This is a genomic window from Marisediminicola sp. UYEF4, from assembly GCF_040546025.1.
Taxonomy (GTDB): Bacteria; Actinomycetota; Actinomycetes; order Actinomycetales; family Microbacteriaceae; genus Marisediminicola.
Genome location: NZ_JBEPNA010000007.1, coordinates 103,211 through 124,268 on the forward strand (window position 1 = coordinate 103,211; position 21,058 = coordinate 124,268).

The 21,058-nt window shown below is 67.8% G+C and carries 19 protein-coding genes and 1 pseudogene; 9 read left to right on the forward strand and 11 right to left on the reverse strand.

All coding sequences use genetic code 11. From position 1 onward, the window contains the following. The first annotated feature begins 27 nt into the window (after window positions 1-27). Window positions 28-2,406 (forward strand): ATP-binding cassette domain-containing protein, encoded by a 2,379-nt coding sequence (locus ABIB15_RS08855; protein WP_354477077.1) that lies wholly within the window; start codon window positions 28-30, stop codon window positions 2,404-2,406. A 63-nt stretch (window positions 2,407-2,469) separates the two neighbouring features. On the opposite strand, the gene ABIB15_RS08860 is transcribed toward ABIB15_RS08855, so the two are convergent. Both ABIB15_RS08860 and ABIB15_RS08865 read right to left on the reverse strand, forming a co-directional pair. Then, window positions 2,470-3,813 carry a permease prefix domain 1-containing protein gene (locus ABIB15_RS08860; RefSeq protein ID WP_354477080.1) on the reverse strand — a complete coding sequence of 448 codons (1,344 nt, stop codon included), beginning with the start codon at window positions 3,811-3,813 and terminating at the stop codon, window positions 2,470-2,472. Beyond that, the gene (locus tag ABIB15_RS08865; protein ID WP_354477083.1) at window positions 3,810-4,157 is read right to left on the reverse strand and encodes a PadR family transcriptional regulator; all 348 of its coding nucleotides are present in this window, start codon (window positions 4,155-4,157) and stop codon (window positions 3,810-3,812) included. The genes ABIB15_RS08860 and ABIB15_RS08865 overlap by 4 nt, the downstream gene beginning before the upstream one ends. A 93-nt stretch (window positions 4,158-4,250) precedes the next feature. Between ABIB15_RS08865 and ABIB15_RS08870 the strand changes: the two genes are divergently transcribed. After that, window positions 4,251-4,589, forward strand: a complete 339-nt coding sequence (locus ABIB15_RS08870) for a PadR family transcriptional regulator (protein ID WP_354477085.1) — start codon at window positions 4,251-4,253, stop codon at window positions 4,587-4,589. Continuing rightward, the gene (locus tag ABIB15_RS08875) at window positions 4,571-5,413 is read left to right on the forward strand and encodes a permease prefix domain 1-containing protein (RefSeq protein ID WP_354477088.1); all 843 of its coding nucleotides are present in this window, start codon (window positions 4,571-4,573) and stop codon (window positions 5,411-5,413) included. Before ABIB15_RS08870 ends, ABIB15_RS08875 begins: the two co-directional genes overlap by 19 nt. A gap of 49 nt (window positions 5,414-5,462) precedes the next feature. Here ABIB15_RS08875 and ABIB15_RS08880 read toward each other — a convergent pair whose 3' ends face one another. Beyond that, window positions 5,463-6,179: a GAF and ANTAR domain-containing protein gene (locus tag ABIB15_RS08880; protein ID WP_354477091.1), complete on the reverse strand. Its 717-nt coding sequence runs from the start codon at window positions 6,177-6,179 to the stop codon at window positions 5,463-5,465. Window positions 6,180-6,273: 94 nt separating this feature from the next. Beyond that, a complete protein-coding gene (locus ABIB15_RS08885) occupies window positions 6,274-6,774 on the reverse strand; it encodes a MarR family winged helix-turn-helix transcriptional regulator (RefSeq protein WP_354477094.1) in 501 nt (166 codons plus the stop codon). A gap of 168 nt (window positions 6,775-6,942) precedes the next feature. Between ABIB15_RS08885 and ABIB15_RS08890 the strand changes: the two genes are divergently transcribed. Next, complete coding sequence (locus ABIB15_RS08890; protein WP_354477097.1) at window positions 6,943-7,329, forward strand: VOC family protein; 387 nt, start codon at window positions 6,943-6,945, stop codon at window positions 7,327-7,329. A gap of 129 nt (window positions 7,330-7,458) precedes the next feature. Here ABIB15_RS08890 and ABIB15_RS08895 read toward each other — a convergent pair whose 3' ends face one another. Beyond that, window positions 7,459-8,436: an aldo/keto reductase gene (locus tag ABIB15_RS08895; protein WP_354477100.1), complete on the reverse strand. Its 978-nt coding sequence runs from the start codon at window positions 8,434-8,436 to the stop codon at window positions 7,459-7,461. After that, entirely contained in the window at window positions 8,433-8,846 is a 414-nt protein-coding gene (locus ABIB15_RS08900; RefSeq protein WP_354477103.1) for a pyridoxamine 5'-phosphate oxidase family protein, read from the reverse strand. The genes ABIB15_RS08895 and ABIB15_RS08900 overlap by 4 nt, the downstream gene beginning before the upstream one ends. A 139-nt stretch (window positions 8,847-8,985) precedes the next feature. Here ABIB15_RS08900 and ABIB15_RS08905 point away from each other — a divergent pair, with 139 nt between their 5' ends. Then, on the forward strand, window positions 8,986-9,393 hold the full coding sequence (locus tag ABIB15_RS08905) for a VOC family protein (protein ID WP_354477106.1): 408 nt from the start codon (window positions 8,986-8,988) through the stop codon (window positions 9,391-9,393). A gap of 4 nt (window positions 9,394-9,397) precedes the next feature. On the opposite strand, the gene ABIB15_RS08910 is transcribed toward ABIB15_RS08905, so the two are convergent. After that, window positions 9,398-9,895 carry an Lrp/AsnC family transcriptional regulator gene (locus ABIB15_RS08910; protein ID WP_354477110.1) on the reverse strand — a complete coding sequence of 166 codons (498 nt, stop codon included), beginning with the start codon at window positions 9,893-9,895 and terminating at the stop codon, window positions 9,398-9,400. 142 nt (window positions 9,896-10,037) lie between these two features. Between ABIB15_RS08910 and ald the strand changes: the two genes are divergently transcribed. Beyond that, on the forward strand, window positions 10,038-11,138 hold the full coding sequence (ald, locus tag ABIB15_RS08915; RefSeq protein WP_354477113.1) for an alanine dehydrogenase: 1,101 nt from the start codon (window positions 10,038-10,040) through the stop codon (window positions 11,136-11,138). 54 nt (window positions 11,139-11,192) lie between these two features. Here ald and ABIB15_RS08920 read toward each other — a convergent pair whose 3' ends face one another. Continuing rightward, window positions 11,193-11,822, reverse strand: a complete 630-nt coding sequence (locus ABIB15_RS08920; protein ID WP_354477116.1) for a DUF8692 domain-containing protein — start codon at window positions 11,820-11,822, stop codon at window positions 11,193-11,195. Window positions 11,823-11,934: 112 nt separating this feature from the next. Further along, window positions 11,935-12,789, reverse strand: a complete 855-nt coding sequence (locus ABIB15_RS08925) for a tryptophan 2,3-dioxygenase (protein ID WP_354477118.1) — start codon at window positions 12,787-12,789, stop codon at window positions 11,935-11,937. A gap of 83 nt (window positions 12,790-12,872) precedes the next feature. On the opposite strand from ABIB15_RS08925, the gene moaA reads away from it, so the two are divergent. Beyond that, complete coding sequence (gene moaA, locus ABIB15_RS08930) at window positions 12,873-13,937, forward strand: GTP 3',8-cyclase MoaA (RefSeq protein WP_354477121.1); 1,065 nt, start codon at window positions 12,873-12,875, stop codon at window positions 13,935-13,937. Here the strand turns inward: moaA and ABIB15_RS08935 are convergent. Continuing rightward, a complete protein-coding gene (locus tag ABIB15_RS08935) occupies window positions 13,922-15,340 on the reverse strand; it encodes a protein kinase domain-containing protein (protein WP_354477124.1) in 1,419 nt (472 codons plus the stop codon). The two genes, moaA and ABIB15_RS08935, sit on opposite strands and share 16 nt — an antisense overlap. A gap of 205 nt (window positions 15,341-15,545) precedes the next feature. Continuing rightward, entirely contained in the window at window positions 15,546-19,106 is a 3,561-nt protein-coding gene (locus tag ABIB15_RS08940; RefSeq protein WP_354477127.1) for a glycosyl hydrolase, read from the reverse strand. A 257-nt stretch (window positions 19,107-19,363) separates the two neighbouring features. Between ABIB15_RS08940 and fdhD the strand changes: the two genes are divergently transcribed. After that, window positions 19,364-20,215: a formate dehydrogenase accessory sulfurtransferase FdhD gene (gene fdhD, locus ABIB15_RS08945; protein ID WP_354477129.1), complete on the forward strand. Its 852-nt coding sequence runs from the start codon at window positions 19,364-19,366 to the stop codon at window positions 20,213-20,215. A 160-nt stretch (window positions 20,216-20,375) separates the two neighbouring features. Then, a pseudogene (locus ABIB15_RS08950) lies at window positions 20,376-21,058 on the forward strand (hypothetical protein); the annotation flags it as partial.

The window sequence follows — 21,058 nt, forward strand, 5'->3', positions numbered from 1 at the left end:
CAGACCCGGGTAACGCAGGGAGACACCATGAGCACCGACACGCAGTCGCCGACACCACACACCGCCGACACCCACGGCCTGATCCGCGTGCAGGGCGCCCGCGTGAACAACCTCAAGGACGTCACCGTTGAGATCCCCAAGCGCCGATTGACGGTGTTCACCGGCATCTCCGGATCGGGAAAAAGCTCGCTCGTGTTCGGCACGATCGCCGCGGAGTCGCAGCGGATGATCAACGAAACCTACAGCGCATTCCTGCAGGGATTCATGCCCACGCTCGCCCGGCCCGATGTCGACGTGCTCGAGGGCCTGACGACGGCGATCATCGTCGACCAGGAGCGGATGGGGGCCAACGCCCGCTCCACCGTCGGCATGGCCACCGACGCCAACGCGATGCTGCGCATCCTCTTCAGCCGGCTCGGGCAACCGCACATCGGCTCACCCCAGGCCTTCTCCTTCAACGTCGCGTCGATCAGCGGGGCCGGAGCGGTCACTCTCGAGCGCGCGGGACAGACGGTGAAGGAGCGGCGCAGCTTCAGCATCACGGGGGGAATGTGTCCGCGGTGCGAGGGCATGGGCAGGGTGAGCGACATCGACCTGTCCGCGCTGTACGACGACTCGAAGTCGCTGAACGAGGGGGCCCTGACCATACCCGGGTACTCGATGGACGGGTGGTACGGGCGCATCTTCCGCCGCTGCGGCTGGTTCGACCCCGACAAACCGATCCGCGACTTCACCACCAAGGAACTGAAGGACCTGCTCCACAAGGAGCCGACCAAGATCAAGGTCGAGGGGATCAACCTGACCTACCTGGGGCTGATCCCGCAGCTGCAGAAGTCGTTCCTGTCGAAGGATGTCGACGCGTTGCAGCCGCACATTCGCGCCTTCGTCGACCGCGCGGTCACCTTCGCCGCCTGCCCTGAGTGCGGGGGCACCCGGCTGGGCGAGGGCGCCCGGTCGTCGCGGATTGCCGGTCTGAACATCGCCGACGCGTGCGCGATGCAGATCAGCGACCTGGCCGGGTGGGTGAGCGCGCTCGAGGAACCGACGGTCGCCCCGCTGCTCGCCGCACTGCGGCAGTCCCTCGACTCGTTCGTCGAGATCGGGCTCGGCTACCTCTCCCTCGACCGGCCGACCGGCACACTGTCCGGCGGCGAGGCCCAGCGCACCAAGATCATCCGCCACCTCGGCTCGTCCCTCACCGATATCACCTACGTCTTCGACGAGCCCTCGATCGGCCTGCATCCGCATGACATCCAGCGCATGAACGAGCTTCTGCTGCTGCTGCGCGACAAGGGCAACACGGTGCTCGTCGTCGAGCACAAGCCGGAGATGATTGCCATCGCCGACCACGTCATCGACCTCGGCCCCGGCGCCGGCGCCGCGGGCGGCACGGTCTGCTTCGAGGGCACCCTCGACGACCTGCGGGCCAGCGACACCCTCACCGGCCGGCACCTGCACGACCGGGTGGCCCTCAAGCCGGCGGTGCGCACGCCAACGGGCGCGCTCGAGATCCGCGGCGCCACAGAGCACAACCTGGAGAACGTCGACGTCGACATTCCACTCGGCGTGCTGGTGGTGATCACCGGCGTTGCCGGGTCGGGCAAGAGCTCGCTGGTGCACGGGTCGATCCCTCCCGGCGCTGGGGTGGTGTCGATCGACCAGGCGGCGATCCGCGGCTCCCGGCGGAGCAACCCGGCGACCTACACGGGAATGCTCGAGCCGATCCGCAAGGCATTCGCGAAGGCCAACGGGGTGAAGCCCGCGCTGTTCAGCTCCAATTCCGAGGGCGCCTGCCCCAACTGCAATGGCGCGGGAGTAATCTACACCGACCTGGGGATGATGGCGGGCGTCGCCACGACCTGCGAGGTCTGCGAGGGGAAACGGTTCGAGGCCTCTGTGCTCGAGTACCGACTCGGCGGCCGCGACATCAGCGAGGTGCTCGCGATGTCGGTGACAGAGGCGCGGGAGTTCTTCGGCGCCGGCGCCGCACGCACACCGGCCGCGCACGCCGTGCTGGACCGGCTCGCCGACGTCGGGCTCGGCTACCTCAGCCTGGGCCAGCCGCTCACCACGCTGTCCGGCGGCGAGCGCCAGCGGCTCAAGCTCGCCACCCGGATGGGCGAGAAGGGCGGCACGTACGTGCTCGACGAGCCGACCACCGGCCTGCACCTCGCCGACGTCGAGAATCTGCTCGGCCTGCTCGACCGGCTCGTCGACTCCGGCACGTCGGTCATCGTCGTCGAACACCACCAGGCCGTGATGGCCCATGCCGACTGGATCATCGACCTCGGCCCGGGCGCGGGTCACGACGGAGGGCGAATCGTGTTCGAGGGCACCCCCGCCGACCTCGTCGCCACTTGCTCCACGCTCACCGGAAAGCACCTCGCGGCCTACGTCGGCTGCTGAACGCGGGAGACGCGCACCTCTCGCGAGTTGCCCAGGAACGCTGTGTTCTGGGCGCTGTGCGTCTCACGCGAACCCGAACATCGGCGGCAGGGCGAGCACCACGACGGCGACCCACGCCGCACACACCGGCAGGTACCCGGTCTGCCACCGCTCCACGCGAACGGCCTGACCTCGCCCGGTCAGAAGGCGCACGGTGAGCCACGTCGTAACGGCGAGGTTCACGAGCAGCACCAGGTTCAGCCCGAGTGCCGCCACCCGGTTGGCGGTGAACCCGAACTCGCCGACCCGCTCGAACATCGAGGCGAGAACCAGCACATCGAGCGCGATCGCGGCGACGACGGCGACGAGCCGCACGGCATCCATCGCGCCCGCGCCGCTCGCGCTGTCCGGAGCGGAAATGCCGTAGACGACGAGGCTGAGCACCACCAACAGGAGCAGGTCGAACACGAACAGCAGGTCGCGGTCGAACTCCCGCCCGACGCCGACAACCCCGTAGACGACGGCGGACCCCAGCAGCATGACGGCAAACAGTGGAGTGAAGATCGCGGTGAGCACGGGGGCGAGGTTCTCGATGACGCTCTTCTTCTCCTCCACAAGCCAGCCCGCGACGATGACTGCCCCGGCTGCACCCGAGGGAAGAACCCAGGTGATCACCTGCTCGAGCGCGCCGGGAGCGATCGGGGTGAGTACGGCGGCCGTCAGCCCGAGGAGCACGCCGCCGCCGAGGGCGATCAGCGCGTAGTAGATGGCCCACTCGCCGGTGAAGCGGATGAAGTCCATGCGGCGGGCGGATGCTCGGATGTCGCCGCCCACGTAGGCGGCACCGACGACGAACCACAGCGCGACGGGCAGGTGGATGGCGACAAGCACGTCGGTGCTCGCGCGCTCCGCGAAGGGGAAGAGATTCACGGCGAGCGCCAGTACCGCCACCACCGCGACGAGCACGAGCACCCGGCGCACCGGCATCCGTCTCACCACGGCAAAATAGGCCGCGAGCACCGGCAGCACGAACAGGCTGATGTCGCGGACGAACCACGCCTCGCTCGCGCCGGGGATGGCGGTCAGCATCCGCGCGATCTGGATCAGCACGGCGGTGAGGGCCGCGAAGGCGAGCATCGTCACGATCGGCCGGGGCCGCCCGGCGCCCGTGCCCGGCATTGCAAGTTGCTTCCACAGCCTGTCGCCGTGCTCGCGGGCGAACTCGGCAGTGATCTGGTGAACCTCGCCGAGCCGCTTGACCGCGATGAGGAACGCCTCGTCGCCGGCCAAGCCCACTGCCTCGAGGTCGGTGATCTGCTCGCGCAGGTGTCCCTCCAGTTCGTCGGCGTCGCTATCCGCGACCGCGCCGCCGTGCAGGACCGCAGCACGCCACTCGCCGATCCGGCTCTCGACCAGGTTCACGGTCATGCTCCGGCCGGTGACGCGGCCTGTCCCCAGAGCCCGCCGAGGGTGCGGTTTGCCGTGGCCCATTGCTTGCGCTGTTCGACCAGCTGGGCGCGCCCGGCCTCCGTGATCTCGTAGTACCGGCGCCGCCTTCCCTCCGGAGACGCTCCCCACTCGGCACCGATATAGCCGAGCCGCTCCAGGCGGTGCAGCAGCGGGTACAGCATGCCGTCGGTCCATTCCACGTCGCCCGCGGAGAGCTCGCGCACGCGTTTGAGGATCGCGTAGCCGTAACTCGTGCCCTCCGAGAGGATGGCGAGCACGAGCGGGGTCGCCATCGCGGCGACGAGGTCCTTGTCGATGTTCACGGGCCCACCCTATACCTTGCACCTCTAGGTACATAGAGATTCTAGGTAAAGAACCCTTTACACCTAGCATCACTAGGCGTAGCATCACGTGGCATGAACAGTGAAGCGCTCAAGGGTCATCTCGACCTGTTGGTGTTGTCCGTCCTCGCTGACGGACCGCTTCACGGCTACGCCCTGATTGACGAGTTGCGCAGCCGCAGCGGCGAGGTGTTCGACCTCGCCGAAGGCACGGTCTATCCCGTCCTCCACCGCCTCGAACTCGCGGGATCACTCAAGAGCGAGTGGACGGTCGTAGCCGGCCGCCGACGCCGTTCCTACCGGCTCACCCGTTCCGGAGGCGCGCGGCTGCAGCAGCAGCGCGAGATGTGGAACACATTTTCCTCAACCGTCAATTCCGTGCTCCGGAGCAGACCGTGGCCTACTACCCCCTGATCAGGGACTATATGTTCGTCTTCGACGAAGCCGTTCACACGCGGTCGGACGCAGCCGACCTGAGCGATGAGCTGCACGACCACCTCATCGAGGCGACCGACCGGATGCGCGCATCCGGACTCGATCTCGAGACGGCGCAGCGCACCTCGCTCAACCGATTGGGCGATCCAGCCCTGCTAGCCAGAATGATCTCTGCCGTACCGGCGAAAGGATCCACCATGTACGCGTTCTTCACCCGCGGCACCGACTTCTTCACCTTGGCGGCCGGCGTGCTCTGGGCCGCATCCGCGATCGCGATTCCGCTGACCCAACCCGGCGTCTTGCCAATCTGGACCCCGAACACCTACACGATTGCGATTGTCTTGATCAGCGCGGCAATCGTGGCATCTTCCCTGGCACTGATCGCCGTGCACATTCGGCTCTCAGGACGTCTCGTCACGCTGGCCGTGACGGTCGCGGTCATCCTCGCGCTGGCGGTCAGCAGCAGCTTCTTTGTCGGCTGGTTCTTCGCGAGTTGGCTGATCCTGCTGATGACGGCGACGACAATGACCTTGTCGCGCGCGTGGGACACACCAGTCGGCGCGGGGCTCGCCGGCCGACTGCTTCTCGTTGTGTGGCCGCTGATCGCGCTTGTCACGCTCGTCGGCTACGTGGCAATGACGAGCATTGGCCTCGCGGTCCGGTCGTCCAGCGTCGACCTCTATGTTGCCATTGCGCTCCCCATTCTGTGCCTCACTTACACGGCGGGAATGCTGGCGCTCCGACCGCGCCTGCGCACCGCAACGCCGGCGGACATCAGTCGAGGCCCGCTGATCACCGCGTGACGCCTCCTCACCGGTCGGGCGTTCTGCCACCCATCGCTCACAGGGGAGGTCATCGCAGAGCCAGGCGGCGCGTCACGACCTGATCGGCGACCTCCCGCAGACCCGTGCCGTTGCGGCGGGCGTAGTCCCGCAGCAGCAGGAACGCGTCGTCGACCGCAATCCCGTGCTCGTGCGCGAGGAAACCTTTGGCCTGCTCGATGACTATTCGACTCCCCAACGCCGACCTCATCTGCGCGGCCACGTTATGGCTGGAGGAGATCGTCCTGTGCTGCACAATACCGATCGCCGCCACCCGTGCGAGCGCGATCGAGACCGCAGAATCGCACGCGCTCACCGGTCCACTCTGATCGAAATACAGGCTCAACCCGCCCAGCGTGGTGCCCCGCACCCGCAACGGCACCGCATGCACCGCCCGGAAACCCTGGCTCGCCGCCACGAGGGCGAACTGGGGCCACTCGTCGTGTGCGGCTGCAATGTCGGGCACCGGTACCGGCTCTCCCGATCGGATGCTCGCCAGGCTCGGTCCTCGACCGGCATGCCGCTGCGCTGAATCGCTGTCTCTGGCCCGCATGCTGGTTGCTGCCGCAACGTGGAGGCCGCCGTCCGGGTCCGCGAGCAGCACGCCGGCATCCGTCGCGCTGGTGAACGCAACACAGGCCCGCGCAAGTTCGTCCACCACGTCCATCGCGTCGTAACCGGCCCTGAGCGAGTCGGCAAGCGTCACGAAGGCTTCACCCAGTGCACCGGCGTCTGTCTGAGTACCCATCTCCGCAGAATAGCCTCCGATTGACGACTCCCCTGCCGACTTGACAGCTCAGATCCGCCCGTGGGCCGATCGGCAGGCGTGGTCGGCGGCGCCGTCACGCCCCGCTATCGGTGGCCAGTTTGCGCAGAAGCGCCACAAGCTGCGTCTGCTCCTGCCGCGACAGCGACTGCAGCTCGGTCGCCTCGCTCTCGACGAGCGCGATCATCGCCGAGTCCACGCGTTCGGCGCCTTCCGCCGTGAGGCTCGCGAGGTTGCTCCTGCCGTCGCGCGGATTGCCCTTGCGCGCGACGAGCCCGCGCACGGCCAGATTCTCGAGCCGGTTCGACATCGCCGCACTCCCGATCATGGTCGCGTGCACAAGCTCGGCCGGGCTCATCTCGTGGGGCGGATCGGAGCGACGGAGAGCGGCGAGCACGTCGAACTCCCACACGCTCAGGCCCGCGCTCTGGAAGGCATTTCTGCGTAGCCCGGTGAGCTTGTGCGCGACCCGGCGCAACCGTGACATCACGTCGAGGGGCGAGAAGTCCACGTCGGGCAGGCGGTCGGCCCACGCCGTGATCAGCAGGTCGACCTCGTCGTCCTCACTGCCTGGCATGCTGGTCCCTCGCCTCCCGGTGCATTCCCTCACGTTACCGCTGGTCAGCGGCCGCCGGCAGAGCAGGGCGTCACGCGTGGTGCCGTCGCTCACGCGCCGGGCTCGATTAGTCCCATGGACACTGGACACGCTCACCGCGTCCGAGTAATGATCGGTGCGGAGGTAACCATGGAGGCGACGGAGATCCTGCAGGTTGCCCAGCACGCCGACGACCTCGACCGGGCCTCCGCGTTCTACGAGGCACTGCTCGGCGGGCCGCCCGCGGCACGGTTCGATCCGCCCGGCCTGGTGTTCTTCAACGTCGGGATCTCCCGGCTGCTGCTCGAGGCAGGCGCCCCCTCCGCGCTCATCTACCTGCAGGTCGACGACGTCTACCGCGCGGTCGAATCACTGAGGGCGCGGGGCGTGGAGATTGTGAGTGAGCCGCACATCATCTTCAGCCACACCAACGACACCCTCGGCCCGGCTGGAACCGACGAGATGATGGCGTTCATCCGAGACAGCGAAGGCAACACCGTCGGCCTCGTGAGCCACGAGCCGCGGCACGACCCCTGAGGTGCCCTGCAGCACGAGGTCGTGCACACCTCTGCATCCGCCCTGATCTCTTTTCCTGGCTCAGCCGTTGACCACATCAAGGACGAGGACTGGGCCGCGATCGTTGACCTCCTCTGATCTCCCGGGCGCCTAGAATCCTTCCGCGTGCCGGGGAAGGTAGGGTGCAGCGAGGAGGTCGAGTTCCTCACCGGTGAGCACGAGGTCGACCGACGCGACGGCATCCTCGAGGTGCTGCGGCTTGGTGGCTCCCACGATCGGAGCCGTCACCGCCTGCTGCTGGCGCACCCAGGCGAGCGCGACCTGAGCCCGGGAGACCCCGCGCGTGGCGGCCACCGCCGCCACGGCATCCGCGATCTTGCGATCGCCCTCCTCGTGCTGCCCATAGAGCGTGCGGCCGAACTCGTCGGTCTCGCTGCGCGCGGTTCGCTCGTCCCAGTCGCGGGTGAGCTTTCCGCGGGCGAGCGGGCTCCATGGCAGCACGCCGACTCCCTGGTCGAGGCAGAACGGGTGCATCTCGCGCTCCTCCTCGCGATTGATGAGGTTGTACTGGTCCTGCATCGACACGAACCGGGTCCACCCGCCGAGGTCGGCGGTGTACTGGGCCTTCGCGAACTGCCACGCCCACATCGACGAGGCCCCGATGTAGCGGGCCTTGCCGGCCTTGACCACGTCGTGCAGCGCCTCCATCGTCTCCTCGATCGGCGCCTCCGGGTCCCAGCGGTGGATCTGGTACAGGTCGACGTAGTCGGTACCGAGCCGCCTGAGGCTCGCGTCGATCTCGGTCATGATCGCCCCGCGGGAGAGGCCGGCGCCACCCGGCCCCGTGCGCATCCGTCCATGCACCTTGGTCGCAATCACGACCTCGTCGCGGGCGGCGTAGTCGGCGAGCGCCCGGCCAACAATCTCCTCGCTGCTGCCGTCGGAGTAGACGTTGGCGGTGTCGAAGGTCGTGACGCCGGCCTCGAGCGCCTGCTTGATGAAGGGGCGGCTCGCCTCCTCGGGGATAGTCCACTCGTGACCGCCGCGATCCGGTTCGCCATAGCTCATGCAGCCGAGCACGACGGCGGAGATTTCGAGGCCGGAGTTGCCCAGGCGCAGGTATTTCATGGATTCAGCCTTTCGATCGCGGGGCCCGGCACCATTCCGGACGAGCCCATCAGTGTGACGACGGTGATCTCGACGACGACGCGTCTGGGGTTCACCCGCGGCTGGCGATACCGCCCGGCGTAGAGCTCCACCGCCCGGGCGACAGCGTCGGGGTCGCGGTTGATGCGCGCGGTGCCGGCGAAGGAGATCCAGCGCCGCCCATCGACCTGGGCGACGGATGCCTCCCCGCCCCGCTCGACGTTGCGCACCTTCTGGGTGGAATCGGAGGTGATGATGCGCACGAGCCCGTCCGCGACGGTGAATCCGACCGGGACCGAGTGAATTCCGCCACGTGCGCCGAAGGTCGAAAGGATGGCAAGGTGGCGCTCCTCGAGAAAGCGCGTCGCGTCGTCGGTCTGGTCGGTGTCCATCCGCTCCAATCTATCGCCGCTGGGCGGCACGCCTCCCGGCCGCCGGACCACCGGCCCGCACCGCAAGGGCTGGACCGCGGCATCCGGCAGTGGAATTCTCGGAGGGGATCATGCGATGCAATCCAGAAAGGAGACAGGAATGTTCAGCACAACGGAGGCCTTCAGCTCGTTCTCGGTCGACGACATCGACGCCGCCCGACGGTTCTACGGCGACACCCTGGGACTCGGCGTCGAGGACGGGATGATGGGCAACCTCACTGTTCGGCTCGGCGGCGGCGGGCAGACGTTCATCTATGCCAAGCCCGACCACAAGCCTGCGGAATTCACAGTTCTCAACTTCCTCAGCGATGACGTCGAGAAGAGCGTCGACGAACTGAACGCCAGGGGCGTGACGACCAAGATCTACGACGACAGCGAGCTGGCCGACATGCCTCCGAACGACGCGAAGGGAATCATGCGCGACGAGGCCGGTGAGCCGGCGATCGCCTGGTTCAGGGACCCGGCGGGCAACGTGCTCGCGGTGGTCTCGTCGCAGGTGCCCGGCTGAGCGCTCACTCCCCGGAGGCCTCCCCCGCGAGGAATCCGTTGTACTCGTGGTCGAAGACCATGCTCGTGCGGGTCGATGCCACGGCGGGATGCACGGAGAGGTGCTGGAGCACGAACTCGCGCACCTCGGCCGAGTTGCGCACGGCGAGATGGATGATGAAGTCCTCGGCACCGCTGAGGAAGAACACCTGCACGACGCCGGGCAGAGCGCGCACCTCGGTTTGGAAGCTCGACATGAGGTGGCGCTGGCCCGCCCGGATGCCGACGCTGATCAGCGCCTGCAGGTCGAGACCGAGCGCCGCCGGGTCGAGTTCGGTCGTGAATCGGCTCACGACGCCTCTCGAGACGAGAGCCCGAACCCGGGCGATGCAGGTGGACTCGGCTATGCCGGCGGCGACAGCGAGCTGGATATTCGACGCCCGCGAGTTCTGCTGCAGCAGGTCGATGATCACCCTGTCGACATCGTCGAGCTGACGTGGCTGAATATTCTGCGGAGCACCCATCACTCACCCTGGCCTTTCTCGCGGATATGACTCACTTCTCGCCCAAAAGTACCGTGAAATTCGGTGACTCCCTACGGAGACCGCGAAATCTGCACAATAAGTACCACCAATCAATCGGCACGGCACGGAGCGGAGCGGCATCATGCGCGTAGGGATCCCCAGCGAGATCAAGAACAACGAAAATCGGGTCGCCGTGACGCCGGCCGGCGTGCACGAACTCACCCGCCGCGGCCACGATGTGCTCATCCAGTCGGATGCCGGGGTCGGCTCGGGCTTCGACAACGCGGCCTACACGGCCGCGGGCGCCACAATTGCCGAGACCGCCGCCGAGGTCTGGGCCGCGGCCGAGCTTCTGCTCAAGGTCAAGGAGCCCATCGCATCCGAGTACCCGCTGATGCGGCAGGGCCAGGTGCTGTTCACCTACCTGCACCTCGCCGCCTCACGCGCATGCACCGACGCGCTCATCGCCTCGGGCACCACCGCAATCGCCTACGAGACCGTGCAACTGCCCGACCGCAGCCTGCCGCTGCTCTCACCGATGAGCGAGGTCGCCGGACGCCTGGCCGCGCAGGTCGGCGCGTACCACCTGATGAGCGCCGTCGGCGGCCAGGGAATTCTGATGGGCGGCGTGCCCGGCACTCCGAAGGCCAAGGTCGTCGTCATCGGCGGCGGGGTCGCCGGCGAGCATGCGGCCGCGAACGCGCTCGGCATGGGAGCCGACGTGACCATCATCGACCTGTCCCTCCCGCGCCTGCGCCAGCTCGAGGTGCGCTTCGCCGGTCACGTGCAGACCCGCCCGTCGACTTCCTACGAGATCGCCGCCCAGGTGCGCGAGGCCGACCTCGTGATCGGCTCCGTGCTCATCCCCGGCGCGCAGGCACCGAAGCTCGTCACCGACGCGATGGTGGCGGAGATGAAGCCGGGCTCCGTGCTCGTCGACATCGCAATCGACCAGGGCGGATGCTTCGAAGGGTCGCGTCCGACCACGCATGACGATCCGACCTTCGCGGTACACAACAGCATCTACTACTGCGTCGCGAACATGCCCGGAGCGGTGTCGGCGACCTCGACCCGCGCACTGACCAACGCCACACTCCCCTACGTGCTCGCACTCGCGGACAAGGGCTGGGAGCGGGCGATCGCCGATGACGCCGCGCTGGCCAAGGGACTCAACGTGCACGCCGGGCGAGTCACGAACCCGCAGGTCGCTGCCGCCCTCGGACTCGAGGTCGCAGCCTCGTAGGCCAGCGGCTGCGCGACTGCGTTGCCCGGGAGAGCGCCGCTACGGCGTACGCGGTCAGACCGTGGCCTTCACCCGCGACTCGTGCTCGCCGGCGATGCGGTCCACGGGGCGGTCGGCGAGAATCCGCGCGATCATCGTCGGGCCGATGGTCAGCAACACGAGCGCCCCGATCAGCTTGAAGTGGTCCTCGAGCAGATAGGGGTCGGTAGCCACGAGGTCGAAGGCGGCCGACAGTGCCAACGCTGCACCCCCGACAAGAATTGCCGTCCCGGATCCATCACGAAGGTGCACAAGCGAGCCGTACGCGAGCCATCCGGCGACAACGCCATACACAATGACGAAGCCGATCTCGGGCAGCCCGAGCCCGTCGTGCAGCATGAAGGCGTCGTCGGCGGCGATCACGAGCAGCAGCCCGCCGAGAACGAGCAGCCACGTGCGCTGCGGGCGCGCGACCGCCGCGGCGGCGAATGCCAGCGTGCTGCCCGCCGTCCAGACCATGATCGTCAGCATCCTCAGCGAGCCAGCGTAATGGGGCAGCACGACCCCACCCGATGCACTCAGCGAGTGGATGTCGCGGGTGAGCATGCCCATCCGCAGGCCCTCCAGCTCGCTTGCGAACACGGCGCCGACGGCGATGGCGACCCCGACGGCCACGGCGGCGGGCACAGCTGAGTTCGCGCGCACGCCATCGCCCCCATCACCGGACCGAACAGCGGCCGCTACATCAGAAGCGACGATTTTTTCACGCTGGCGCCCCGATCACCAATTGAGTGCCCCTCGCGCTTCGGCCGGTCGGTCAGCGGCCGATCTCGGATCGCACCGCGAACAGCTCCGGGAAGAAGGTGAGGTTCAGCGCGCGCTGCAGGAAGTCGGCGCCGGACGACCCGCCGGTGCCCATTTTCGTGCCGATGGTGCGACCCACCGTCTTGAGATGCCGGAACCGCCAGAACTGGAAGTTGTCCTCGAGGTCGACGAACTCCTCGCAGGCCTCGTACGCCTCCCAGTACTCGCTCGCGTTCTCGTAGATTCGCTTGAAGACGGGAACGAGTTCCGGCGTGAAGGTGTGCGCCTTGCTGACATCCCGATTCAGGATCGAGTCGGGCACGGCATGGCCGGCGCGGCTGAGATAGCGCAACAGCTCGTCGTAGAGGCTCGGCTCATCGAGCAGGTCGCTGAGCACCTGCCGCGACGCGGGGTCGCTGTCGAACACCGCGAGCATCTTCTCGTTCTTGTTGCCGAGAATGAACTCGACGGCGCGGTACTGGTGCGATTGGAACCCGGACGAGCTCGCCAGCGCATCGCGGAACTCGGAGTATTCGGAGGGCGTGAGCGTGGCCAGCACCGACCACTGCTGCGTCATCACCTCCTGGATGTGCTTGACGCGGGCGATACGTTTGAGGGCCGTGCGGATGTCGTCGGCACGGAGCAGGTCGCGGGCCGAACGCAGCTCGTGCAGCAGCAGCTTGATCCAGAGCTCGCTGGTCTGGTGCTGGATGATGAACAGCAGCTCGTCGTGGTGGACGGGCGAGCTCTGCGGGCGCTGGATGCTCAGCAACTCGTCCAGGGCAAGATAGGAACCGTAGTTCATTTTCTGGGAGAAGTCGGTGACGATCCCCGGCTCGAGTGGTCTCGTGTTGTCGTCGATGCTCACCTCGCCGAACCTATCAAGGTTCCGACCCCTACCGGACTGCCGCTGGGGTCCAACTCCCACCGCGCGCGGGTTATGGTCGAGGTATGACCGGCGCCGACACCCCCCAGACCCCGGGCGCGCTGCTCGACACCCGCAACCGCCCGCTGCACGACCTCCGCATGTCGGTCACCGACCGGTGCAACTTCCGGTGCGTCTACTGCATGCCCAAAGAGGTCTTCGGCAAGGACTATGCGTTCATGGAACGCGACGAGCTGCTCAGCTTCGAGGAGATGACGCGCCTGGCTCGGGTCTCCGTCGCCCACGGCGTCGAGAAGATCCGCCTTACCGGCGGCGAGCCGCTGCTGCGCAAGGGTCTCGAGGAGCTCGTCGGAATGCTTGCCGAGCTGCGCACCCCGGACGGGCGCGAGATCGACATCGCCCTGACGACCAATGGGTCGGCCCTCGCCCACAAGGCGCAGGCCCTCAAGGACGCCGGCCTCAAGCGAGTGACCGTCTCGCTCGACTCGCTCGACGACGCGACCTTCCAGGCGATGAACGATGTCAAGTTCCCTGTCGCGAAGGTGCTCAAGGGCATCGACATCGCGCACGAGGTCGGACTCGGTCCCGTCAAGATCAACATGGTCATGAAGCGCGGCCAGAACGACCAGGACATCGTCGCGATGGCGCGCCACTTCAAGGGGACCCCGTACATCCTCCGCTTCATCGAGTTCATGGACGTCGGCAGCAGCAACGGCTGGGAGATGAGCGGCGTCGTGCCGTCGGCCGAGGTCATCAGCCGCATCCACGCCGAACTCCCCCTCGAGGAGATAGCACCGAACTACAACGGCGAGACCTCCTCGCGCTGGCGCTACGTCGACGGCGGCGGCGAGATCGGCGTCATCTCGAGCGTCACCCAGTCGTTCTGCCACTCGTGCTCGCGCGCGCGGGTGTCGACCGACGGCAAGCTCTTCACCTGCCTGTTCGCGACCGAGGGCCACGACCTACGGGCGCTCATGCGCGGAGGATGCTCCGACGACGAGCTCTCCGGCGCGATGGCCGCAATCTGGCGCCAGCGCAGCGACAACTACTCGGAGCGGCGCGGCTCGGCGACCGGGGGCCTCCGGGCATCCGGCAAGAAGCGAATTGAAATGTCCTACATCGGCGGCTGAGCGGTCGCGGCGGCGACAGGGGCGGCCGGCGGAACCTCTCGCGTGGTCCGAAGCCCCTCGTGGCGCAGGTCGAGCTGCGCGACGACGAGGGCCGCGAGGTCCTTGAGGCTCGCGATCTGGGCCTCGGACGCGGTCCCCGGCACGAAGTCGAGAACCGAGAGGGTTCCGATCGTCTGCCCGTCGCCGCGCTTCAGCGGCACCCCGACATAGAAGCGCAGACCCAGCGGACCGGTCACGAGTGGGCTGTCCTGTGCACGGGGGTCGGTCCGGGCATCGGGGACCACGACGGGATGCTCCTCGGGCGGTGCCGCCTGGGACAGATCGACACTGCGAACGATCTCCTCGACGTCCGCCCCGTAGTGCGACGCGAACCACGTGCGGTCGCGGTCGACGACACTGACGATTCCCACGGGGGCGTTGAACAGCCGCGCCGCGATGGCTGTGACCCGGTCGAGGGCGTCGGTGGGAAGGGTGTCGAGGATGCCGGGAACCCCGGTGTCTCGCCCGCGCGACCCCGAGCCGAAGACGAGATCGTCGTCCGCATCGTCCTTGTGCCGCGAGCTATCCAGAATCACTGCCTGGCGCAGCATCGACACGAGCTCCCGTCGCGATGGCCGGGCCGCCGCGTCCCTCGCGAGCATGGCGGTCAGCAGCTGGTGCCAATGCTCCGGCAGGTGCTCCGGGATCGCGGGCTCCCGCGTCAACCTGGCGACCACCGACTCGATCACCGTGCCGGGAAACTCGACGGCGCGCGTGAAGCACTCGAGGAGCACGAGCCCGAGCGAGTAGACGTCGGACTCCGGCCCGACGGTGCCGCCGGAGGCCTGCTCGGGGCTCAGGTAGGCGGCGGTGCCTGTCGTGACCCCCTCCGCCGTGAGGCGGTCCACGTCGTCAGCACGGGCGATGCCGAAGTCGGTGAGCATCGCACGGGCTCGCGGCTCGTCGCTGCCGTAGTCGACGAGGAGCACATTTGAGGGCTTGATATCGCGATGGATCACGTTGTGTGCGTGCACGTAGTGCAGCGCCTCGGCCATGTCGTAACCGATCTCGCCAATGTGGCGCGGCGCGATCGCCCCGATCGCCAGGCGGTCGCTGAGGGTGGACCCCGTGACCAGCGCCATGACGATGTACCGGGTGGGCCGGCCCTGCGCATCCCAATCGACACCCGCGTCGAGAAGCGTCACGATCGCGTGGTGCTCCAGGCTCGCAAGAAGCGCGATCTCGCCCTCCTCGCGCTCGGGTTCGGCGCGGAGGTTGAACAGCTTGATCGCGACCGCACGCCCGAGGGCTTCGTCCACAGCCCGGTAGACAGTTGCCGTGCCACCCCTGCCGATAACATGCTCGAGTCGATACCGGTTGCCGAGCACCCGGCCGAGCGACTCATCTGCGGGTGGTACCGGCATTCACGATCCATTTCTCGTTCTCGCACACCAGACCGCGCACGATTTATCACGAGACTCAAGGCCTCGATTCAACGTAGCCGCAGCAAGGATCTTGAGGCGAGGGGATAGATTTTGCGATTCGAGTCGACTACGCGCGCGAACCGGTGAGGCCCCCGCATCGGGTTGATGCGAGGGCGTCACTGGTATCGCCCGGCCGGCGGTGGGGCTACTTCGTCCTGGCCGTCGTGGTGAGCCAGGCGCCGGTCCCGACGTCGCTCACCGCCGCGATCCGCACGGAGTACGCGGTCTTGCCGGCGAGGCCGGTGACCTTCGCGCTCGTCGCAGTGCTGATGCCATCGCCGAACGTGCTCCAGTTCTCGCCGTCGGCCGACGTCTCGATCACGTAGTCCGTGATCGCGAAGCCGCCGTCGGAGGTCGGTGCCGTCCACGAGACCAGCAGGGCCTTGCCCTGCACCTTGACGACTGCCCCGCGCGGTGCGGCGGGCGGCGAGAAGGTGCTCGCCGCGACCGGCTGGGAGAACTCCCCCAGCCCGGCGGCGGATGCCGCCTGCACGCGTACCTGGTACTCCGTGCCGGGTACGAGCATCCGGATCCGGGCGCCCGTCGTGGCCGTGACCGCGTCGTACACCTGCGTCCACTCCGTCGTACCGGTCACCCGGTATTCGAGTCGGTAGTCGGTGACCGGGTTGCTGCCGGTCTCGAGCGGTGCGTCCCAGGCCACGGCGATGGTGGTGCCGTCCACGGGGGTCAGCATCACCTCGCCGGGGCTTCCGGGCACGACGACCTCGGGCTGAGGCTCCGGGTCCGGGTCGGTTCCCGGGTCGCCGAGGACGAGCCCGGCGAACGGAGCCTTCACGACCGAGGTCGCGAGGTCGATCGTGGACTCCGCGTTGCCGAGCACGTTCCACAGTTCGACCTTCATCGACCCGTCGACCAGGTTGCCCAGGTCCCCCACGACCTCGGCGATTCCGCGGTCGGCGGTGTAGCGCTCGTAGCCGGGCACCGGGTCGGTCGGGAAGTAGTTGTACGTCTCGATCCGGTCGTACGTGCCGTCGCCGGTCAGGTCATACGAGACCCTGATTCGCGTGGCGTTGCCGACCCCGAGGGTGTCAACTCCGATATCGAAGACGGTGCGGCTGCCGGCGAAGGTGCCGTTCAGGTTCTCCGCCGTGAGGACGAGTCCCGCCGACGCATCGCCGACAGCATCCATCCCGGTGCGCGGGGCGAGCGTGGTCGTCGCCGCCGCGCCCGGCTCCGCGCGGAACGACCCGTTGGTGCCGAGGTAGAAGGTGGTCGTGGTCGCGGCCGGAGGAGTTCCCGGATCGGTCGGATCCGTCGGCTCCTCGGTTCCGCTGGGCGCGCCGCCGCCGCTCCAGACCTGCGCACCAGACGTCACCGTCTGGCCCACCGGCACATCGAGCACGGTGCCATCCGAGAACGTGACGGAGATCGGCGCCTGCGTGATGTTGCTCGCGACGTAGGTCGTGGCTCCGTCCTTGCTGAAGACGGCCGCCATCGGGTCGTCGGCGTGGATGCTGGCATCGAGGGTTCCGAGGCTCGCGAGGTTCGCGATCCAGTGGTAGGTGTGAGCGCGGCTCTCACCTTCCTCCTCGGGGTACTCGCGGTCGTTGTCGAGCTTGGCGAGCGCCGCGGGGGCGTCACCGAGCGCGAGGTACGACCAGGCGATGTCCTGCCAGACGTCCGGGTTGCCGCCATTGACGGCGACCATCTCGTTGTAGTTCTCCACGACGTCCGTCGGGCGCAGGCCCAGGTACAGGTGTCCGCCGGTGATCGGCAGGGTGTTGATTCCCTGGATCATCTCGGCTTCGGCGCTGAACCACGTGGAGTAGGTGCCGCCGTCGCCCCAGATCATTCCCGCGGTGCTGTGCCCGAACGCATCCGGCATGGCGCCCGACTCATCGAACCAGTACTGCTGAATGGCGGCGGTCTGCGTCGCGTAGAGGTAGATACCCGCGTCGCGCGTAGCGGTGTCACCCGTGGCGGTGCCCCACTGGATGAGTCCGTTGGCGAAGTTCTGGCCCTCGGAGCTCGACTCCTGGTTGTTGCCGGCACCGAACGCGCCGTGACCGGATGCCCAGTCGTGGCCCGCGTAGATGTCGAAGTCGCGCAGGTAGGGGTAACGGGTGTCGTCGCGGTCGAAGCCGTTCGCGTCCGCGATCAGCTCGTCGACCATGCCACCGTAGGCCGACTGCGCGGCCCACTCCGGCTCGAAGCGCGCGAGCGTCGCCGCGGCGACGATGAAGTATCCGTAGTGGAAGTGGTGATCGTTGAGCTCCTTGTCCGAGCCGTACGATGCCGGGAACCCGACGAGGGTGCCCCAGTTGTCGTTGTACGCGAACAGCTGCTCGGTCTCGCCGGGCGAGGCGGTGAACCAGTCGGTGAGCGTCGCCTTCATCTGGACGAGCGCCGTGTCGCGCACCGAGGTGCGGTCGAGCTGGTCGGCAATCTCCACGATCCGGGCGGCGCGGCCGAGCGCCTTGCCTGTCCAGTAGGTGTCGTCGTTGTCGATGCTCATCGGGTCGGCGGCGACCTGGTCGAGAAGCGCGTCCAGGCGGGCGTTGGCGTCGCCCTCGCCGGTGGCGACGGCGGGGAGCTCCGGCAGCACACCCGTGAACGGGGTGGCGGTCGTGAACGAGGTGGCGCCGACGAGCGTCGTCATCGCTCCGCGAGGGGAGACGTAGGTGCGGTCCAGGGTTGCGCCCGCCGACGGGCCGTCGCCGGTCACGCCGTCGAGGTAGACGCTCTGGTGAGGGTAGAGCGACAGCACGGTTCCGGAGTTGGTTCCCTCGAGCACCTCGGTCTCGGCCGTGTAGGTGGTCTCGACCATGCTCTCCGCCTCGTTGTAGACGAAGTCGGCGCGGGTTCCGGTGACCTTGGCGTACGCGTAGGGCGTGTAATCATCGGCGATCGCCGTGCGGGCAGCATCCGTGTCCGCGGGGTTCGTCGGCAGGGCAGCGACGGAGAGGTAGCCCTTCCCACCGAGGGTGCTCGTGAGCGTGCTGCCGGCGATGGTCCAGGCCTCACCCGTCGGGGCGAAGGCGACGTAGTCCGCGCCGCCCGAGCTGAAGCCGATGCGCTCGGCGTCGTTGAGCCAGACGCGCAGGTCGGCTCCGGCCGTGATGACGGCGTCGCCGCCCGCGATGTCGTACCAGCCGAACGGGAGGCCGTGGCCGATCGTCGCGGTCATCGACCGGGTGCCGTCGCTCCACGACGGGGTCACTGTCCAGTCGGTCCAGTCCGCGACCTCGACGACGGGGGCGGTGAGGCCGGCGACGCCGACGATGACATCCTGCGCGTAGGCGTAGTGGAACTCTCCGATGCCGCCGGGTGTGCCGTTCACGGTCGGCGTGGTGGTGTTCGACAGGCCCAGCCCGGCAGCCTGCGGGAGGTAGGAGAGGGGGTGAGCGTGCAGCGGCTCACTGCCGACGCAGTTGTACTTCTTGAACAGGAGCGACGACCACCAGTCGTTGGTGGGGACTGCGCCGGCGGGGGCGGAGTCGGTGACGTAGGCACGGGCATCCGTCGCGAGCGGCCCACAGCCCTCGGGAGCCGGGCCGACGGCGTCGGTGGTGTAGCTGCCGGTTCCAACCGGAAGAGTTTCGGCGTACGCGGCGCCGGTAGCGGTGAAACCGCCGAGGATGACGGCCGCGGCAGTGAAGACGGCAATGCCCCGTGTTCGAGGCCTGCCGGTGTCTCCCCTCCCCCGGCGCTCCGCTCGTACATGGACGCGATCGTGGATATTCATGTGCTCCCCCTTGATTCCCGGTCCGCCTCGTTGCGAAACCGGCACGCGCTCAACTGCCACCCCCGTTGGTGGGCCATTTGGGAGCGCTCCCATGAACCATAGAACAGCCTCGCGACAAAAGACAAGGTCTATTTGAGAGCGCTCCCACAACCGTTATCTGGGGCGGCTTCGCCGTCCCGCCGCTCACACCCATCCGAGCGGGGAAGAATGGGAGTCCAGCCAGCGTTGGGGTTGGAACGGGCACGAGTGGGAGTGAAATGACGAGAATCACGGCCAGACGCAAGATCATTCGGGTGAAGTTGGGTGAATCGTCGGTGATACGCGATGACGTGCTCGCCGTCGAGGAACCTCTCGAAATGCGCGTCAACGGGCGCTCCCTCGCGGTCACCATGCGCACTCCCGGCCACGACTTCGACCTCGCTGCCGGCTTTCTCGTCTCCGAGGGCATCATCACCACGGGCGAGCACTTCTTCACCGCGCGATACTGCGCCGGGGCGACCGCCGACGGAGTCAACACCTACAACGTGCTCGATGTCACGCTCGCCCCGGGAGTCGCTGCTCCCGACCCCAGCCTCGAGCGGTCGTTCCTCACGACCAGTTCCTGCGGGCTGTGCGGCAAGGCGAGCATTGACGCCGTGCGCACCAAGTCGGCGTTCTCGGTCGACGAGGACCCCCTCGTCGTGGATGCCGGGCTCCTCAGCACCTTCCCCGACAAGTTGCGGGCGGCCCAGGCCGTGTTCGAAAAGACCGGCGGGCTGCACGCGGCGGCGCTGTTCGACGGCACGACCGGCGAGATGCTTGTCGCGCGCGAGGACGTCGGCCGCCACAACGCGGTCGACAAGGTCATCGGCTGGGCTGTGAAGGAGAACCGCCTGCCGCTGGCCGGAACCGTGCTCATGGTGTCGAGCCGGGCGAGCTTCGAGCTCGCCCAGAAGGCGATGATGGCAGGCATCCCGGTGCTCGCTGCCGTCTCGGCCCCCTCGTCGCTCGCCGCTGAGTTCGCGACCGAGGTGGGCATGACCCTCGTCGGCTTCATGCGCGGCTCATCGATGGTGATCTACGCGGGCGACAAGCGCATCGCGCAGGACGCGCTGCAGCCCGTCGACTGAGTCGCGCGCTCTGGCGCGCGTGTCGAAACCGCGTGTCGCGGTGCCGTCGACTCCTCCTCCACAGGGCCTGTTCCGGGAGGGTTGTCCACAGGCAATACCGCAGATCAGGGTGTTGTTTGGTGTCTGCGGGAATGTCGGTGGTGCCTGTCAGTATGTGGGTATGTGCAAGACAACCGATCCGCTCATCGACAGCGCTGCTGCGTTCGCGGCCGTGTGGGCTGGTGCGCTCACCGGGTTCGGCGATCAGATCGGCGAACACCCGGCCACTGGCGCGCCCGGCGCTCCCGGCGCGGCAGCCGGCACATCGTTTGGGACAATCAGTGTCGCCCCCGCCCAGCTGGACGTGGAGACCATGTCCGATGCGGGCCTGCTGCGGGCGCTCCGGTCCGGGTACACCCTGAAACGGCAGGTTGATGCGCTGCTGGTGCGTGCCGCGGGGGAGCTCAGTGTGCGCTCCCGCCCCTCGCTGGGCCAAGGCGGGCTCGCGAAATCGTCCGGGCACACCTCCCCGGCATCGCTGATCACCGAGCTGGGCCGGGTCACCCTCGCCGAAGCCGGGAAAACGGTGCGACTGGGCGAGGCGACCACCGCCCCGGTGTCACTGCTCGGGGAACGCCTCCCCGCCCCGTTCCCTGTCGTTGCTGATGCGGTTAACACCGGTGTCGTGCAAGTGGATGCGGCCCAGTCGATCATCACCGCCCTGACGCAGGCGACCCCGCGCGCACTGCCGGAACACTTGGTCGCCGCGGAGGAGGAGTTGGTCGAGTTCGCGGCCCACCATCCAGCGGACACCGTGCGGAAGCTGTCGATCTCCTGGCGTGACGCGCTGGATACCGACGGGAT

Coding starts and splice junctions, on each gene's coding strand:
- ABIB15_RS08855 (WP_354477077.1), top strand. CDS start 28: ATGAGCACCGACACGCAGTCGCCGACACCACACACCGCCGACACCCAC.
- ABIB15_RS08860 (WP_354477080.1), bottom strand. CDS start 3,813: ATGACCGTGAACCTGGTCGAGAGCCGGATCGGCGAGTGGCGTGCTGCG.
- ABIB15_RS08870 (WP_354477085.1), top strand. CDS start 4,251: ATGAACAGTGAAGCGCTCAAGGGTCATCTCGACCTGTTGGTGTTGTCC.
- ABIB15_RS08880 (WP_354477091.1), bottom strand. CDS start 6,179: ATGGGTACTCAGACAGACGCCGGTGCACTGGGTGAAGCCTTCGTGACG.
- ABIB15_RS08885 (WP_354477094.1), bottom strand. CDS start 6,774: ATGCCAGGCAGTGAGGACGACGAGGTCGACCTGCTGATCACGGCGTGG.
- ABIB15_RS08890 (WP_354477097.1), top strand. CDS start 6,943: ATGGAGGCGACGGAGATCCTGCAGGTTGCCCAGCACGCCGACGACCTC.
- ABIB15_RS08895 (WP_354477100.1), bottom strand. CDS start 8,436: ATGAAATACCTGCGCCTGGGCAACTCCGGCCTCGAAATCTCCGCCGTC.
- ABIB15_RS08900 (WP_354477103.1), bottom strand. CDS start 8,846: ATGGACACCGACCAGACCGACGACGCGACGCGCTTTCTCGAGGAGCGC.
- ABIB15_RS08905 (WP_354477106.1), top strand. CDS start 8,986: ATGTTCAGCACAACGGAGGCCTTCAGCTCGTTCTCGGTCGACGACATC.
- ABIB15_RS08910 (WP_354477110.1), bottom strand. CDS start 9,895: ATGGGTGCTCCGCAGAATATTCAGCCACGTCAGCTCGACGATGTCGAC.
- ald (WP_354477113.1), top strand. CDS start 10,038: ATGCGCGTAGGGATCCCCAGCGAGATCAAGAACAACGAAAATCGGGTC.
- moaA (WP_354477121.1), top strand. CDS start 12,873: ATGACCGGCGCCGACACCCCCCAGACCCCGGGCGCGCTGCTCGACACC.
- ABIB15_RS08935 (WP_354477124.1), bottom strand. CDS start 15,340: ATGCCGGTACCACCCGCAGATGAGTCGCTCGGCCGGGTGCTCGGCAAC.
- ABIB15_RS08940 (WP_354477127.1), bottom strand. CDS start 19,106: ATGAATATCCACGATCGCGTCCATGTACGAGCGGAGCGCCGGGGGAGG.
- fdhD (WP_354477129.1), top strand. CDS start 19,364: ATGACGAGAATCACGGCCAGACGCAAGATCATTCGGGTGAAGTTGGGT.